Genomic DNA, 15,242 nt, shown 5'->3' with positions numbered 1-15,242 from the left:
TACGAGAGCTGCGCCGAAGTGGCGGGCGCGATCACGCCGGTGCCCGGCGGGGTGGGGCCCATGACCATCGCCTGCCTTCTGGCCAACACGCTGACCGCCTGCTGCCGCGCCAACGGGTTGGAAGAACCGGAGGGGCTGACGGCATGAAACAGGATCCCCGGTTGCTGCTTGGCAAGCCCGTGCAGGAGCGCATCCTTGCCGAAGTGCGTGGCATAACCAATTCCGCCGGGCGGATTGGCAAGCTCGTGTCGATCTCGATCGGGGATGTTCCGGAGGTTGCGGTCTATGTCCGCAACCAGGCCCGGGCCGCTGCTGCGGTAGACCTTCCCTTCGACCAGGAGTTCTGGGGCGGAGAAGTCACGCAGGAAGAGTGCAAGGCGCGTATCCAGGACATGAACGATGACCCGGAAGTGCTGGGCATCATCCTGCAGCGCCCGGTGCCAAGCCACATCAACGTGCGCTCACTACAGTCGGCGATTCACCCGCTCAAGGACGTTGAGGGCATGAACCCGGCCTCGATCGGCAACATCGTCTACAACGACGTGGCGATGGCCCCCTGTACGGCTGCCGCTGCCGTCGAACTGGTGCGTGCGACCGGCCTCAACATGGAGGGGCTGGAGGTCGTGATGGTGGGGCATTCGGAAATCGTCGGCAAACCTGCGGCCATGATGCTCATGGCCGAGGGGGCGACGGTCACGGTTTGCCACCACCTGACGCGCTCCGTCGCCATGCACTCACGCCGGGCCGACGTGATCGTCGTGGCCGTGGGCAAGGCCCATCTGATCGGTCCTGACATGGTGAAACCCGGCGCGGCTGTGATCGACATCGGGATCAACCAGCGTGTCCATCCGGACGGGACCACCGAGATCGTCGGCGATGTGGATACCGACGCGGTCAAGGAGGTCGCTGGCTGGATCACCCCGGTGCCCGGCGGTGTCGGCCCCGTGACTGTCGCGATCCTGATGCGCAACGCGATCCGCGCCTTTGAGCGCCAGCAGGCGGCGGGTTGGCGGAGCTGATCAGCTCCGCCAACGGGTCAAAGCGTCAGGTATCCGATCCCGAGGAAAGCCACGATACAGCCTGCCCATTGCGCGATCCGCATCTGTTCGTTCAACAATACCCGCGCCAGCAGGATGGTGAAGAGGCCAAAGATCGAGGCCGCGACCGCCGCGAATTCCGGCTGGGGCAAAGAGGCGGCCGAGATCACCGACAGCAGGGCGATACCATCCAGCAGGCCCATGGCGACCAGCGGCACCACCGCCTTTCGACCCACCCTGATGTTGGGCCGCAGCGCCCAGAGGATACCACACAGAAGCAACAGCGCGACCAGCCGCGTGGCGAATGTGCTTTGCCATTCGCCGCCAGTTTCCGCCGCCAGCTGGCCCAGTTTGAAGGTGCTCGCATAGCCGAAGGCCGAGAGCAGGGAATAGGCGATTGTCGGCCCCCGGGGCGGGACGTCGCCCTGCGCGGAATCCGAGAGGATGGCCACCAGGCCGACAGCGCCTATCACAACCAGAACGGTTGCAACCTGATCGGGTGTAATCACAGATCCGCCAAGCGCCGCGTAGATCAGGGACAAGATCGGAAAGGCGCCGATGATCGGGCTGACCAACCGCACAGGCCCCCGTTCAAAGGCGAAATAAAGCCCGAGGCTTGCCGCGAGAAAGGTGAAACCCGCCGCCAAAGCATACCAGAGCGCCGGTCCCTGCGGCAAAAGCCACTCACCCCTGACGAGAATCACGCTGCCCTGAAAGACAAGGCCCGTCAGGAGGACCACCAACAATGCGCCCATGAGCGGGACGGTCCGGCTGAGATATCGAATCGCGATGTCATGCAGACCCCAGCAAACGGCCGCAACCAGGCCCAGAAAAAGCGCACTCATATCGTGAAACTCCTGTCGATTAGAGAGATTCCTGTCTGTATCGCTTGCGCGAACACATCACCGTGTATATTCTCATCATTAATATTATTTTCCGTAAAGGCAAATATCGGGAGGAGTGGACGTGCTTGATACCAGATATCCCAACGTGGTCCCGGGGCCGCCGCGGCCCAGCGGGATCTTCGAGCCTCGGGTCTTCTCGATGCCTCCCGGGACCGAGCGCTATGTCGTCGAAGGCATGGGGGCGATCCTTGTCCGTCTCGAGGCTGGTGACCGGCTGGACATCGAGAATACGGAAGGCGGGCAGCGCTGCGAACTCATCTGCGCCCACCCCGATGGGACCTTCGATGCTGGAGTGATCGGCGCGCGCGCGCAGGGACCCGCAACCGGGCTTCAGGCGCTGCTGACCTCGTCTGACCAGTCCCTGCGCAGTTTGCGCATGGGAATCGAGGCGCGTGGTCTGGACCTGTCCAAGGCCGAGGCGGTCCATCTGTTCGAGGCCACGACCCCGGCCCGGACCACCGAGAGCTTTACCGCCGCGCAAGAGGGTATCGCCATCATCGCCGCGCCCGGTGGCATCATGGATTTCGAGGTGCAGGACACGGCGACGCCGCTGACGGTCTACATTCGTCGCGCGACCATCAAATCCTTGCCCAAGTTCGAGCTGCCCGACCCGCTGGCCGATCCGGTCGCGGACGTGCGCGTGCATTCGGCGACTGCCGAGGCCTATTTCGTCAAGGCCGGTGACTACATCCAGATCCTTGACGTCGACGGGCGCCAGTGCACGGACTTCCAGTGCTTCTCCGCGCGCAAGCTGGACAAGGGGATCGAACACGCGCTGGACGTGACCACGACGCGGACCCTGATGGAACATGCTTACCCGATGCCGGGGCTGCACGCGAAATACTACGATCAGGACATGCTGCCGCTGGTCGAGGTCATCCAGGACACCTGCGGGCGGCACGATGCCTTCGCGCTGGCCTGTTCGGCCAAGTACTACGACGACATCGGTTATCCCGGGCACGTCAACTGTTCGGACAACTTCAACGGCGTGCTGGCGCCGCATGGGGTGACCGGGCGCAAGGGCTGGATGGCGATCAACTTCTTCTTCAACACCGGGCTGGACGAACACGGGGTGATGTACTCGGACGAGCCCTGGTCGCGCCCCGGTGACTATGTCCTGTTGCGCGCGCTGACCGACCTGGTCTGTGTCAGCTCGGCCTGCCCGGACGATACCTCGGCGGCGAACGGCTGGAACCCGACCGACATCCATGTGCGCACTTACAGCGGCAAGGAAACCTTTCAACGCGCCGTTGCGTACCGGCCCACACCTGATGCGGAACCGAAGATGACCAAACAGACAGGATTTCACGACCGGTTCGACCGGTTCACCGACAACTTCATCGAATACAACGGCTTCTGGCTGGCCAACTGCATGTCCAGCGCCGGCCCGATCGAGGAATACCACGCCTGCCGCGAGAAATGCGTCGTCCTCGACCTCAGCGCGCTGCGCAAGTTCGAGATCACCGGCCCCGACAGCGAGGCGCTGTGCCAGTACGTCTTTACCCGCAACATGAAGACCCTGCCGGTGGGCGGCGTTGTCTATACCGCGATGTGCTATCCGCATGGTGGCATGATTGACGACGGCACCGTGTTCCGTCTGGGCAAGGACAACTTCCGCTGGATCGGCGGATCGGACTACGGCGGCGACTGGCTGCGCGAAAAGGCCGAGGAACTGGGCCTCAAGGTTCTGATCCGCTCCTCGACCGACATGCAGCACAACATCGCCGTGCAGGGGCCGGAAAGCCGGGACCTGCTGAAAAAGATCATCTGGACCGCGCCGCACCAGCCGAACTTCGAAGACCTGGCCTGGTTCCGCTTTGCCCCCGCCCGCATCGGGGATGACCAGGGCATCCCGGTTGTGGTCAGCCGCACCGGTTATACCGGTGAATTGGGCTACGAGATCTTCTGCCACCCGAAACACGCGGGTGAGGTCTTTGATGCCGTCTGGGAAGCTGGGCAGGCGCATGGCATCCGCCCGATGGGGCTGGAGGCGCTGGACATGGTGCGCATCGAGGCCGGGCTGATCTTTGCCGGTTACGATTTCTCGGACCAGACGGACCCGTTCGAGGCCGGCGTTGGCTTTACCGTGCCGCTCAAGTCCAAACCGGATGACTTCATCGGGCGCGAGGCGCTGATCCGCCGCAAGGAAACGCCCGCGCGCAAGCTGGTTGGTCTGGATATCGACAGCAATGTCGAGGTCGGGCACGGCGATTGCGTCCACATCGGTCGCGCGCAGATTGGCGAGATCACCTCGTCCATGCGCTCGCCAATCCTGGGCCGCAATATCGCGATGGCGCGGGTCGACGTGGCCCATGCGGACCCGGGGACAAAGCTGGAGATCGGCAAGCTGGACGGGCATCAGAAGCGCCTGCCAGCCACCATCCGGCCCGACCTTGCGGCCTATGATCCCAAGAAGGAAAAGCCGCGCTCTTGACGTATCTCAAGGCTGCCATTTTCGGGGTAGGATAGTCCGACGCCATGACAAGCGCATTGCAAGAGATCGGCGGTGAAACCGCTCTGCGAGACCTGGTGGAGCGGTTCTATGACCTGATGGAAAGCGACCCGGCGGTGCACGAGCTGCACCGCCTGCATTTCCGGGGGCACGGGCTGTCCCATACCCGCCAGGCTCAGTTCGAGTTCATGAGCGGCTTTCTCGGCGGCAGGCCCTATTACCGCGAACGCAACGGCCACATGAACCTTCGCGAAATCCACGCCCATATCCCGATCCGCGAGGCGGATGCGGAATTGTGGCTGCAGACCTTCGACAGGGCGTTGGCAGACGTGGGGCTAACGGGGTCGGCAGTGGACAAGATGCGCGCGACCCTGCAACGGGCCGCGCATATGCTGGTCAACGATGTTTCGGACTGGCGCAAGGGCGAAGAGGCGCAGGACCGGCAAGTCCTGCGCGATCACGGGGCCTTGCGGCGAGGCTGAGGCCTCAACCGATCAGCAGGATCTGGACATCGGCGACATTGGTGCCGGTCGCGCCGGTGATCAGCAGGTCGTCGGACAGGCGCAACGCGGCATTGCTGTCGTTGCGCTCCAGATACTCCGTCGGCGACTGCCCTTTGCCCCGGATGCGGGCCAGGGTGTTCTGGTCGACGATCGCGCCCGCCGCATCCGTCGGACCGTCCCGCCCGTCGGTGCCCGCAGACAGAAAGACCCAGGGCGCGGAGACCGGTTCGGCATCGGCCAATGCGGCCATCCGCAGCGCCAGTTCCTGGTTGCGCCCACCCAATCCACCGCCGCGCACCTGCACCGTGGTTTCGCCGCCCCAGAGGATCGCGCGCGGCTTGTCCGATGGGGCAGCATCGCGCAGAGCGCGGTAGGTCTCGCAGACGGCCTCGTTCACGTCGCCGGTCAACGGGTCCTCGATGACATGGATCTCGTAATCGGGGCGCAATTCATCTGCGGCGGCCTGCACGCTTTCACGGTTGCCGCCGATCAGGTGATTGTCGGCCTTGATGTCAGCGCTGGCACGCGGGGCATTGCGCAGGTGACGCTGGATGCTCTCGGGCAGGCGTTTGAACAGCCCCACCGAGTTCAGCAGGTCGCGCGCCTGGTCTGGCGTGCCGATGGGCGCCACGCTGGGGCCGCTGGCAATGGCGCGCAGGTCATCGCCGATCACGTCCGAGAGGATATAGGCGGTGACAAGCGCCGGGGCAGCCAGCCGCAACATGCCGCCACCTTTCAGCTGTGAGACCTGCTGCCGGACGAGGTTCATTGCCACGATGTCCAGCCCGCTGTCCAGCAGCAGGCGGTTGAGCACCTGCTTGTCTTCCAGGCTGACACCTGCGGGCGGGGCCGGCAGCAGGGCAGAACCGCCGCCCGAGATCAGCGCGATCACGACGTCGCCCGCAACGGCGGTTTTCAACACCTCCTGCATCCGTTCAGCGCCGCGCGCGCCCACGGTGTCGGGCACGGGGTGGCCGGCGCGGTAAATCTCGGCACCTGGGACCTGTTCCTGGTTCTCTCGATGGGTGACGCAGATCATCACCCGCGGGCCGCTGATGCGTGGCGAGACCGCGCGCAACATGGCCGGGGCGGCCTTGCCCAGGGCAAGGACGATGGTCCGGCAGCCATGCGCCGGGCGGGGCAGCGGATGCTGCCCCAGGCTGTCGCGCATGGCCAGCGCCGGGTCTGCACGGCGGATCGCGGCCCGGAATGCCCGGGCCGCGTCGGCCTTCAGTGCCAGGATCTTATCCGGCTGCAATCTGACGCGCCTTCTCGACCAGCACCTCTGCCTGCCGGATCGAGGCATAGTCGATCAGGCGCCCGTCAAGGGACACCGCGCCCTTGCCGGCGGCTTCGGCCTCGGCCATTGCGGCCAGGATGCGCTCGGCCTTGGTCACTTCGGCCTCGGAGGGGCTCATAACCTCGTTGGCCAGTGCGACCTGGCTGGGGTGGATCGCCCATTTGCCCTCGCAGCCCAGCACGGCGGCGCGCTTGGCGGCGGCGCGATAGCCGTCGGGGTCCTGGAAGTCGCCGAAGGGTCCGTCGATCGGGCGCAAGCCGTTGGCGCGCGCGGCAACCACCATCCGGGCCAGCGCATAGTGCCACATGTCGCCCCAGTGGGTTTCGCGGGCGTTGTTGGCATCCGGATCGGTCAGCACCGAGTAGTCCGGGTTCACGCCGCCGATGATCGTGGTGCGCGCCCGGGTCGAGGCGGCGTAGTCGGCGACGCCGAAGTGCAGGCTCTCGTTGCGCTTGGAGGCGGCGGCGATCTCCGACACGTTCTGCATGCCAAGAGCGGTCTCGATGATGTGCTCGAAGCCGATGCGCTTTTTCAGGCCCATCGCGTCCTCGATCTGGGTCACGATCATGTCGATGGCATAGACGTCGGCGGCGGTGCCGACCTTGGGAATCATGATCAGGTCCAGCCGCTCGCCCGCCTGTTCGACCACGTCGACCACGTCGCGATACATGTAATGCGTGTCCAGGCCGTTGATGCGGATGGACATGGTCTTGGTGCCCCAGTCGATTTCGTTCAGGGCCTTGATGATGTTCTTGCGCGCTTGCGCCTTCTCGTCCGGCGCGACCGCGTCCTCGAGGTCGAGGAAGATTACGTCGACATCGGATTGTGCCGCTTTTTCAAACATTTGAGGCTGCGAGCCGGGCACGGCAAGTTCAGAGCGATTGAGCCGTGCGGGCGCCTGGTCGATGGCGTGGAAAGACATGGTCAGGGTCCTTTCTGACAGGAAAATTGGGTCGGACCCCTATTTGCATTTGGTAAATCGGTATTCCTGTCAATAAATTTTTTTGCATACCAGTGCACACAGAGCGCTGTGTCATCCGCCGCTTTTCGCCTTTGACGCGTAAAAATGCGCGATGGCCTGAGCGCGATTCTTGACCGAGAGCTTGTCAAAGATGTTCGACAAATGGAACTTGACCGTATTGGTCGATATTTCCAGCCGCGCCGCAAGCTGCTTGTTGGTCAGGCCCTCGGCCAGGGCATCCAGAATCGCACGCTCCTTGCGGGACAGGGTGCTGATGGGGTCGGTCTTGAGCTCGCGGATGTCGAGATAGGGGAAGACCATCTTGCCCGCGGCCACGTCGATGCAGGTCTGCACCAGCGCGTCGGTCGGCGCCGCCCGCGACACGAAGGCCGCCGCGCCCGAGGCCATCGCCTGGCGCGGCACGGCCGCGTCGGTGTCGTGGCCATAGACGACGATGCGCGGCGCGTTTTCCTGTGCGCGCAGCACCTCTATCAGCTTTTCCGCCCCCAGTGCCGGGATGTTCCAGTCGATCACGCAGACCTTGACGGGGACCCGCATGATCATCCCCAGGAACCCTTCGGCGGTGGCGCTGGTGGCCACCAGCGAGAATCGGGGATCGCGTTCGAACACTTCGGACATGGCCGACAGGACCAGCGGATTGCCGTCGCCCAGCATGATGTCGATCCGTTCTTTCTGCATTTTAGCCCCCTGATTTTCTTTACATTTTCGCAATAAACCACCCGTTTGGGTGGGGTCGAAAACAGCATACAACGGGATACTTGCCAATTTGGGTGGTAATTTCCCCACCCATTTAGATGCCCAAAAGCAGGATTAAGGAACGTTTTTCCTGTGAGCAAGCAATTTTATAACCGAGGGGAAACAACCAGACCCCTCAAGTGAACGAACGGAGCGATCATGACCGTCGCACAGCTATTCCCCAAGCTCGAAATCCCCGAAACCATCGCCGCGGGCCCCGGGCCCGGCAACACCGACGCGCGGGTGCTGGCGGCTTATGCCGGGGCGGGTCTTGCCGACCACATGCATGGCGACGTCCTGCGTGGCATGGTCGAGTGCAAGCACATGCTGCGCCAGGTCTGGGGCACGGAGAACGTGCACACCTTTGGCGTCGCCGGAACCGGGTGGAGCGGCCTGGACGTGATGTTCAGTGCCGTGATGCCGGGCGACAAGGTCGTGGTCTTCACCAACGGGACCTTCTCGGGCATCGACGGGCTGACCGTGCGTATGAAGGCCGCCACTGCCGCCGAACTGGCGCTCAACCCGCTGGACCCGAAACCGGCCTCTGTCATCATCGTCGATGTGCCGCACGGCATGTCCGTGACCGGCGGCATGGTCGAGGCCGCACTGGCCGAGCACAAGCCCAAGTGGGCCGCAATGGCGCATTGGGAAACCGGATCGGGCCGGATCAACGACATCGCGGGCTTCAGCGCCGCCTGTGAAAAGCACGACGTCATGGGCCTGGTCGACGCGGTGTCGTCGCTGGGGGTCGAGAACTTCCGGATTGACGACTACCCGGGTGTGCACGGCTGGGCCTCCTGCCCGCAAAAGGGCATCTGCTGCTTGCCGCTGACCTACGCCCCGGTGTCTTTCACCGACCGCTACATCGAGACCCTGAAAAAGACCGGGACCCGGACCTTCGTGCATCATCCGATAATGGAAGCCCGCCACTGGGGCATCATCGACGGCAAGGACGTCGAGAAGGGCACCTATCACCGCACGCATTCCGCCTATGCTGTTGCCGCCTTCCACGAGGCGCTGCGCATCACCCTGCAACAGGGCATCGCGGAGCGGGCCAAGGACTATGCCCACCACGAAGCGGCCCTGCGCCGCGCGGTGCAGGCGATGGGTTGCGAGGTGACGTCGAACATGACCTCGCTGGTCGTGCTGAACCTGCCCAAGGCGCTGGCAGGCCGCGAGATGGAACTGGTGCAGTCCTGTCGGGCCCAGAACTTCGGCATCTGGCCGACCCTGTCCGAGCCTGTGCAGATCCGTATCGGCATTCTCAACCTGCTGAGCCGCGAGGCAATCACCGACATCGTCACCCGGTTCGCCGATGCGATCCGCGCGCTTGGCGGCGAGGTGGACGATGCCCGTGTGACCGAGGCGCTGGAAGGCGTCTACGACCGCGCGGTTGCGGCCGAATAATCAGAACAACGTGCCTATCTTTCGGAGGAGGAAAGATCATGGACATCCATGAGTACCAGGCCAAGGAAATCCTGGCCAATTTCGGAGTGCACAGTCCTCCGGGCGCGCTGGCCTATAGCCCCGAACAGGCCGCCTACCGTGCCCGTGAACTGGGCGGTGAACGCTGGGTGGTCAAGGCGCAGGTTCATGCCGGTGGCCGTGGCAAGGCCGGCGGCGTCAAGGTCTGCGACAGCGACGCCGAGATCCAGGCCACCTGCGAGTCGCTCTTTGGCCGCAAGCTGGTCACGCATCAGACCGGCCCCGAGGGCAAGGGCATCTACCGGGTCTACGTCGAGGCCGCGGTGCCGATCGAACGCGAGATCTACCTTGGGTTCGTCCTCGACCGGACCTCGCAGCGGGTGATGATCGTGGCCTCCGCCGAAGGCGGGATGGAGATCGAAGAGATCTCTGCCGACCGTCCCGACAGCATCGTCCGCGCGACCGTCGAACCTGCCGTGGGTCTGCAGGACTTCCAGTGCCGCCAGATCGCCTTCAAGCTGGGCATGGACCCGGCGCTGACCGCGCCCATGGTGCGCACGCTGCAGGGCTGCTACCGCGCCTTCCGCGAGCATGACGCCACGATGGTCGAGATCAACCCGCTGGTAGTGACGGGCGACAGCCGCATCCTAGCGCTCGACGCCAAGATGACCTTCGACGACAACGCGCTGTTCCGCCACCCGCAGATCAGCGAGCTGCGCGACAAGAGCCAGGAAGACCCGCGCGAAAGCCGCGCTGCGGACCGGGGCCTGTCCTATGTCGGGCTGGAAGGGAACATCGGCTGCATCGTGAACGGTGCGGGCCTGGCGATGGCCACGATGGACACGATCAAGCTGGCCGGGGGCGAACCCGCCAACTTTCTGGACATCGGCGGCGGCGCCACGCCGGAACGCGTGGCCAAGGCCTTTCGCCTGGTGATGTCCGACGACAACGTCCAGGCCGTGCTGGTCAACATCTTCGCCGGCATCAACCGCTGCGACTGGGTCGCCGAGGGCGTGGTCCAGGCGCTGAAAGAGGTGCAGGTCGACGTGCCCGTGGTGGTCCGTCTTGCCGGCACCAATGTCGAGGAGGGGCAGAAGATCCTGGCCAAGTCCGGCCTTCCGATCATCCGCGCCACCACGCTGATCGAAGCGGCACAGCGCGCCGTCGGCGCCTGGCAGAACGACCTTTCCCAGGGCTCCAACATGAGGGCAGTCCAATGAGCATCTTCATCGACAGAGCCACCCCCGTCATCGTTCAGGGGATCACCGGCAAGATGGCGCGCTTTCACACTGCGGACATGATCGCCTACGGCACCAATGTCGTCGGCGGCGTGGTCCCGGGCAAGGGCGGCCAGACCGTCGAAGGCGTCCCGGTCTTCGACACGGTCGAGGACGCGGTGGCCGCCACCGGCGCCGAGGCCAGCCTGGTTTTCGTGCCGCCGCCCTTTGCCGCCGACAGCATCATGGAAGCGGCCGATGCGGGCATCAAGTATTGCGTCTGCATCACCGACGGCATCCCGGCTCAGGACATGATCCGCGTGAAGCGCTACATGTACCGCTATCCCAAGGATCGCCGCATGGTTTTGACCGGCCCGAACTGTGCCGGCACCATCAGCCCGGGCAAGGCGCTGCTAGGGATCATGCCTGGCCATATCTACCTGCCGGGCCACGTGGGCATCATCGGCCGCTCGGGGACTCTGGGGTACGAGGCTGCTGCGCAGCTCAAGGAGCATGGCATCGGCATCTCGACCTCGGTGGGCATCGGTGGCGACCCGATCAACGGGTCGTCCTTCAAGGACATCCTCGAACATTTCGAGGCCGATGACGAAACCCATGTGATCTGCATGATCGGTGAGATCGGCGGCCCGCAAGAGGCAGAGGCCGCGGCCTATATCCGTGATCATGTCACCAAGCCGGTGGTCGCTTATGTGGCGGGCCTGACCGCCCCCAAGGGCCGCACGATGGGCCATGCGGGCGCGATCATCTCTGCCTTTGGCGAAAGCGCCAGCGAGAAGGTCGAGATCCTGACCGCCGCGGGCGTCACCGTCGCCCCGCATCCGGCCGAGATCGGCGACACAATCGCGAAGGTGATGCAGAAGGAGGCCGCATGATGAACGCCCCCGCCATCCTGAACAACCGGCCGCGCGTGCTTGTCACGCGCCGCTGGCCCCAAACGGTCGAGGCCGAGCTGGCCGAACGGTTCGACACGGTCTTCAACGTCGAGGACCGCCCCATGAGCGCCGAGGATTTCCGCGAGGCGCTGAGCCAGTTCGATGCCATCCTGCCGACCGTCACCGATGGGCTGGGCAGCGAGGCGATGGACGTGTCCGAGGCCCGCACCCGCATCCTGGCCAACTACGGTGTCGGCTTCAGCCACATCGACACCGATGCGGCGAAAAAGCTGGGGATCGCTGTCACCAACACGCCGGACGTGCTGTCCGAATGTACCGCGGATCTGGCCATGACGCTGATGCTCATGGTGGCCCGCCGCGCGGGTGAGGGCGAGCGCGAGTTGCGTGCCGGGCAGTGGACCGGATGGCGACCGACGCATCTCGTCGGGGCCAAGGTCTCGGGCAAAGTGCTGGGCATCGTGGGGTTCGGCCGGATCGGCCAGGCGATGGCACAACGCGCGCATTTCGGGTTTGGGATGAAGATCCTCGTGCAGAACCGCTCGCGCATCGCGCAGCATGTGCTGGACCGCTACAACGCGGTGCAGGTCGACACGATCGAGGACCTCCTGCCGCAATGTGACTTCGTCTCTTTGCATTGTCCCGGGGGCGCGGCCAATCGGCACCTGATCAATTCGCACAGGCTGGACCTGATGAAGCCGGGCGCCTACCTGATCAACACCGCCCGCGGCGAGGTGATCGACGAGCACGCGCTGGCGCAGGCGCTGATGTTCGACTGTATCGGCGGCGCGGCACTGGATGTCTTTGACGGGGAACCGAAGGTGGCCCCGATCCTGCTGGATTGCGACAACCTGGTGATGTTGCCCCACCTCGGCAGCGCGACAGAGGAAACCCGCACCGCGATGGGCATGCGTGTGCTCGACAATCTTGTCGATTTTTTCGAGGGCCGGACCCCCGGCGACCAGGTGGCATGATGCAAATGGTGGCAGAACCTGCGGGCTTTGAGTCCCCCGATCAATATGCGGAAGACGTGTACCGCCGCCTGCGCGGGGCGTGGCTGAAGGTTCTCCACCGTCGCGCGCCGCATGTGGCGCAATCCATCCAGGATGGCGTCACCCATTGGGACGAAGGCGATTACGCCGATCATCTGCAGGCCAGTACGATCTGGTTTCACCTGCAGCAGATCATGGACGAAAACCTGACGATCCGCACCGGGCGTCTGGCCGAACAGGACGGCGACCCGGGCGAGGGCGGCTTTCACAAGGCGCTTGCCGACTGCCCCGAGGACCAGCGACCGGCCATGCAACGCCTGCTGTCCGAAGGGCAGCTGTCCGTCGGTCCGACGATCACGGCCCATCCGACAGAGGCCAAGCGCGTCTCGGTCATGGAAATCCATCGCCGCATCTACCGGACGCTGGTCCTGTTCGAGACCATGCGCTGGAGCCCGCGCGAGATCGCGAAGCTCGAAGAGACGCTGGAGATGGAAATCGACCTGCTCTGGCTGACCGGCGAGCTGCGGATGGAGCGGCCAAGTCTCGCCTCGGAGATCGACTGGGGCCTGCAATTCTACCGCACCAGCCTGTTCGAGGCCGTGCCGCGCCTGTTCGAACGCTACCATGACGCGGTAAGTGAGGTCTTCGGCCCGATGGGGCGGGATCACTGCTGCATCCGGTTCCATTCGTGGATCGGGGGTGACCGTGACGGCAACCCCAACGTGACCGCCGAGGTGACACGCGAGGCGATCGGACGGTCGCGAGAGATGATCCTCGAGGAATACGTCATGGCCCTCGACCGGATCATTCCACGGCTCAGCGTCTCTGAAAAGATCGTTGCCGTTCCGCGTCCGCACCGCGATGCGCTGGTCCAGATCGTCGAAACGCGCAGTACCGATCCGGGCCTTTGTGCGCAGCGGAATCCGAACGAGATCTTTCGCCAGACGGGGTCGGCCATCCGCCAATGCCTGGCGGCGGGCGGGTACAGGGATGTCTCTGCCTTCCTCGCCGACCTGCACAGCGTCGAAGCGGCGCTGGATGCAATCGACGCGACCCGGCTTGCGCAACAGCTCATTCGTCCGCTGCGCTGGCAGGCCAGCACCTTCGGCTTCCGCGCGCATACGCTGGACATTCGCCAGAACTCTGACGTCGTGACACGGACGTTGGAAGCGGTCTGGAATGCCGTCGATACCGCGCCTGAGGCCCTGTCTGCCGATTGGTCCGCGCGGCTGCGGCGCGAGGTGGGGCAGGCGGGCCTGCCCTTTGTCGATCATGCGCGTCTGGGTGACGAGGCCGCCGAGCTGATGTCGCTGTTGCGGTTGATCCGCGAGGTCCACGACGGGCCGGAACCCGACGCCATCGGGCCATTCATTCTGTCCATGACGCGCTCTGCGGACGATCTGCTGGCGGTGTTGCTCCTGGCGCGCTACGCGGGGTTCGGGGCCGAGCGTCTGTCGCTCAAGGTCGTGCCGTTGTTCGAGACCATCGAGGACCTGCGCGCGGCGCCCGCGATCCTGCGCGACGTGCTGTCGATCCCGCTGGCCGCGCGCAGCATGAAGGACCGGGATGGCCGGCTGGAAATCATGCTGGGCTATTCCGACAGCAACAAGGACGGCGGATTTCTCTGTTCCAGTTGGTCGCTCGACCGGGCGCAGCGCGCTATCACGCGGGCGATTGCCGGGCAGGGCGCGCGGCCGGTGTTCTTTCACGGGCGTGGCGGCTCTGTCAGCCGGGGCGGTGCGCCGACCGACCGGGCCATCGCGGCCCAGCCTCGCGGCACGCTGAACGGAACCCTGCGCCTGACCGAGCAGGGCGAGGTGGTGACGGCGAAATATGCCAACACCGGCACCGCCGCTGCGCAACTGGAACTGCTGGCCTCATCCGTCCTGCGTCATAGTACCGGACCCGCCTTCGAGACCGTCGACCCCGAAGCCGAGGACGTGATGGAGACGCTCTCCAGCCTCAGCCAGACCACCTATCAGACCTTGCTGCAGCATCCGTCCTTCCTGTCCTATTTCAACCAGGCCAGCCCGGTGAACGAATTGGCCCTGCTGAAGATCGGCTCACGCCCCGCGCGCCGTTTCGGCGCATCGACCCTGTCCGACCTGCGCGCGATCCCCTGGGTTTTTGCCTGGAGCCAGAACCGCCACATGATCAGCAGCTGGTACGGGTTCGGCCAGGCGCTTCAGGACTTCCAGGCCATTCGCGGGGCAGGGGGTGAAAAGGCGCTGGCACGCGCGATGCGCGATCTGCCGCTGTTTCGGCTCTGCATCGATGAGGTCGAGAAATCGCTGCTGATGGTCCGCCTGGACATCGCCGAGATCTATGCCGGACTGGTCGAGGACCGGATCGAGGCAGAGGCGGTCTTTGGCTTGATCGAGGCGGAACATGAACGGTCCGTGGCAGCGATCGAACGTCTGACCGGCACGCCGCTGGGATCGCGGTTCCCGAATGCGGTGGCGCGGATCACCCGGCATGAGGCCGCATTGCGTTCGGCCCATGAGGCGCAGGTGCATCTGCTGCGGCTGATGCGCCAAGAGGACGGCAACCGCCATCGCATCCAGTTGATGCAAAGCATGAACTGCATATCCGCCGGCCTTGGATGGACCGGCTGACAGGACAAGGAGCACCACCCATGAATGTCTCGCACCGACCGGACGGTTTTTTCACCGAGTCCCTCGCGTCCCGCGACCCCGAACTGTTTGGCTCGATCACCGGCGAGCTTGGCCGGCAGCGCGACGAGATCGAGCTGATCGCCTCCGAGAACATCGTCTCGCGGGCGG

12 protein-coding genes and 2 pseudogenes are annotated in these 15,242 nt (G+C 64.7%); 10 read left to right on the top strand and 4 right to left on the bottom strand.

Annotated features, from left to right (window positions below; translation table 11 throughout):
• Nucleotides 1-147, top strand: a pseudogene (locus tag KZZ07_RS25965) (bifunctional methylenetetrahydrofolate dehydrogenase/methenyltetrahydrofolate cyclohydrolase); the annotation flags it as partial.
• A complete protein-coding gene (locus tag KZZ07_RS25960) occupies nt 144-1,019 on the top strand; it encodes a bifunctional 5,10-methylenetetrahydrofolate dehydrogenase/5,10-methenyltetrahydrofolate cyclohydrolase (RefSeq protein ID WP_219519658.1) in 876 nt (291 codons plus the stop codon). The pseudogene KZZ07_RS25965 and the gene KZZ07_RS25960, both read left to right, overlap by 4 nt.
• A gap of 17 nt (nt 1,020-1,036) precedes the next feature.
• Here the strand turns inward: KZZ07_RS25960 and KZZ07_RS25955 are convergent, their stop codons facing one another.
• Nucleotides 1,037-1,882 carry an EamA family transporter gene (locus tag KZZ07_RS25955; protein ID WP_219519656.1) on the bottom strand — a complete coding sequence of 282 codons (846 nt, stop codon included), beginning with the start codon at nt 1,880-1,882 and terminating at the stop codon, nt 1,037-1,039.
• A 121-nt stretch (nt 1,883-2,003) separates the two neighbouring features.
• On the opposite strand from KZZ07_RS25955, the gene KZZ07_RS25950 reads away from it, so the two are divergent.
• Nucleotides 2,004-4,376, top strand: a complete 2,373-nt coding sequence (locus KZZ07_RS25950; RefSeq protein ID WP_219519654.1) for a trimethylamine N-oxide demethylase — start codon at nt 2,004-2,006, stop codon at nt 4,374-4,376.
• A 44-nt stretch (nt 4,377-4,420) separates the two neighbouring features.
• The gene (locus KZZ07_RS25945) at nt 4,421-4,876 is read left to right on the top strand and encodes a group II truncated hemoglobin (protein ID WP_219519643.1); all 456 of its coding nucleotides are present in this window, start codon (nt 4,421-4,423) and stop codon (nt 4,874-4,876) included.
• A 4-nt stretch (nt 4,877-4,880) separates the two neighbouring features.
• On the opposite strand, the gene KZZ07_RS25940 is transcribed toward KZZ07_RS25945, so the two are convergent.
• The 3 genes from KZZ07_RS25940 to KZZ07_RS25930 all read right to left on the bottom strand — a co-directional run bounded on the left by KZZ07_RS25940 (nt 4,881) and on the right by KZZ07_RS25930 (nt 7,857).
• Entirely contained in the window at nt 4,881-6,155 is a 1,275-nt protein-coding gene (locus tag KZZ07_RS25940) for a glycerate kinase type-2 family protein (RefSeq protein WP_255564609.1), read from the bottom strand.
• Nucleotides 6,142-7,119 (bottom strand): HpcH/HpaI aldolase/citrate lyase family protein, encoded by a 978-nt coding sequence (locus KZZ07_RS25935; protein ID WP_043141902.1) that lies wholly within the window; start codon nt 7,117-7,119, stop codon nt 6,142-6,144. The genes KZZ07_RS25940 and KZZ07_RS25935 overlap by 14 nt, the downstream gene beginning before the upstream one ends.
• Nucleotides 7,120-7,230: 111 nt before the next feature.
• A complete protein-coding gene (locus KZZ07_RS25930) occupies nt 7,231-7,857 on the bottom strand; it encodes a response regulator transcription factor (protein WP_255564608.1) in 627 nt (208 codons plus the stop codon).
• Between the two features lie 216 nt (nt 7,858-8,073).
• Between KZZ07_RS25930 and KZZ07_RS25925 the strand changes: the two genes are divergently transcribed.
• The 6 genes and pseudogenes from KZZ07_RS25925 to glyA all read left to right on the top strand — a co-directional run.
• On the top strand, nt 8,074-9,321 hold the full coding sequence (locus tag KZZ07_RS25925) for a pyridoxal-phosphate-dependent aminotransferase family protein (RefSeq protein ID WP_219519637.1): 1,248 nt from the start codon (nt 8,074-8,076) through the stop codon (nt 9,319-9,321).
• A gap of 38 nt (nt 9,322-9,359) precedes the next feature.
• Nucleotides 9,360-10,559: a malate--CoA ligase subunit beta gene (locus tag KZZ07_RS25920; protein ID WP_219519634.1), complete on the top strand. Its 1,200-nt coding sequence runs from the start codon at nt 9,360-9,362 to the stop codon at nt 10,557-10,559.
• Nucleotides 10,556-11,449 carry a succinate--CoA ligase subunit alpha gene (gene sucD, locus KZZ07_RS25915; RefSeq protein ID WP_219519632.1) on the top strand — a complete coding sequence of 298 codons (894 nt, stop codon included), beginning with the start codon at nt 10,556-10,558 and terminating at the stop codon, nt 11,447-11,449. The genes KZZ07_RS25920 and sucD overlap by 4 nt, the downstream gene beginning before the upstream one ends.
• A complete protein-coding gene (locus KZZ07_RS25910; protein ID WP_219519661.1) occupies nt 11,449-12,441 on the top strand; it encodes a 2-hydroxyacid dehydrogenase in 993 nt (330 codons plus the stop codon). The genes sucD and KZZ07_RS25910 overlap by 1 nt, the downstream gene beginning before the upstream one ends.
• Before the next feature lie 56 nt (nt 12,442-12,497).
• Nucleotides 12,498-15,074 (top strand): phosphoenolpyruvate carboxylase, encoded by a 2,577-nt coding sequence (locus tag KZZ07_RS25905; RefSeq protein ID WP_370631263.1) that lies wholly within the window; start codon nt 12,498-12,500, stop codon nt 15,072-15,074.
• 20 nt (nt 15,075-15,094) lie between these two features.
• Nucleotides 15,095-15,242: pseudogene (gene glyA / locus KZZ07_RS25900) on the top strand (serine hydroxymethyltransferase); the annotation flags it as partial.

Origin of the sequence: Mameliella sp. CS4 (genome assembly GCF_019392335.1) — a bacterium.
Taxonomy (GTDB): Bacteria; Pseudomonadota; Alphaproteobacteria; order Rhodobacterales; family Rhodobacteraceae; genus Antarctobacter.
This window is presented reverse-complemented; position numbering and strand designations above follow the sequence as displayed.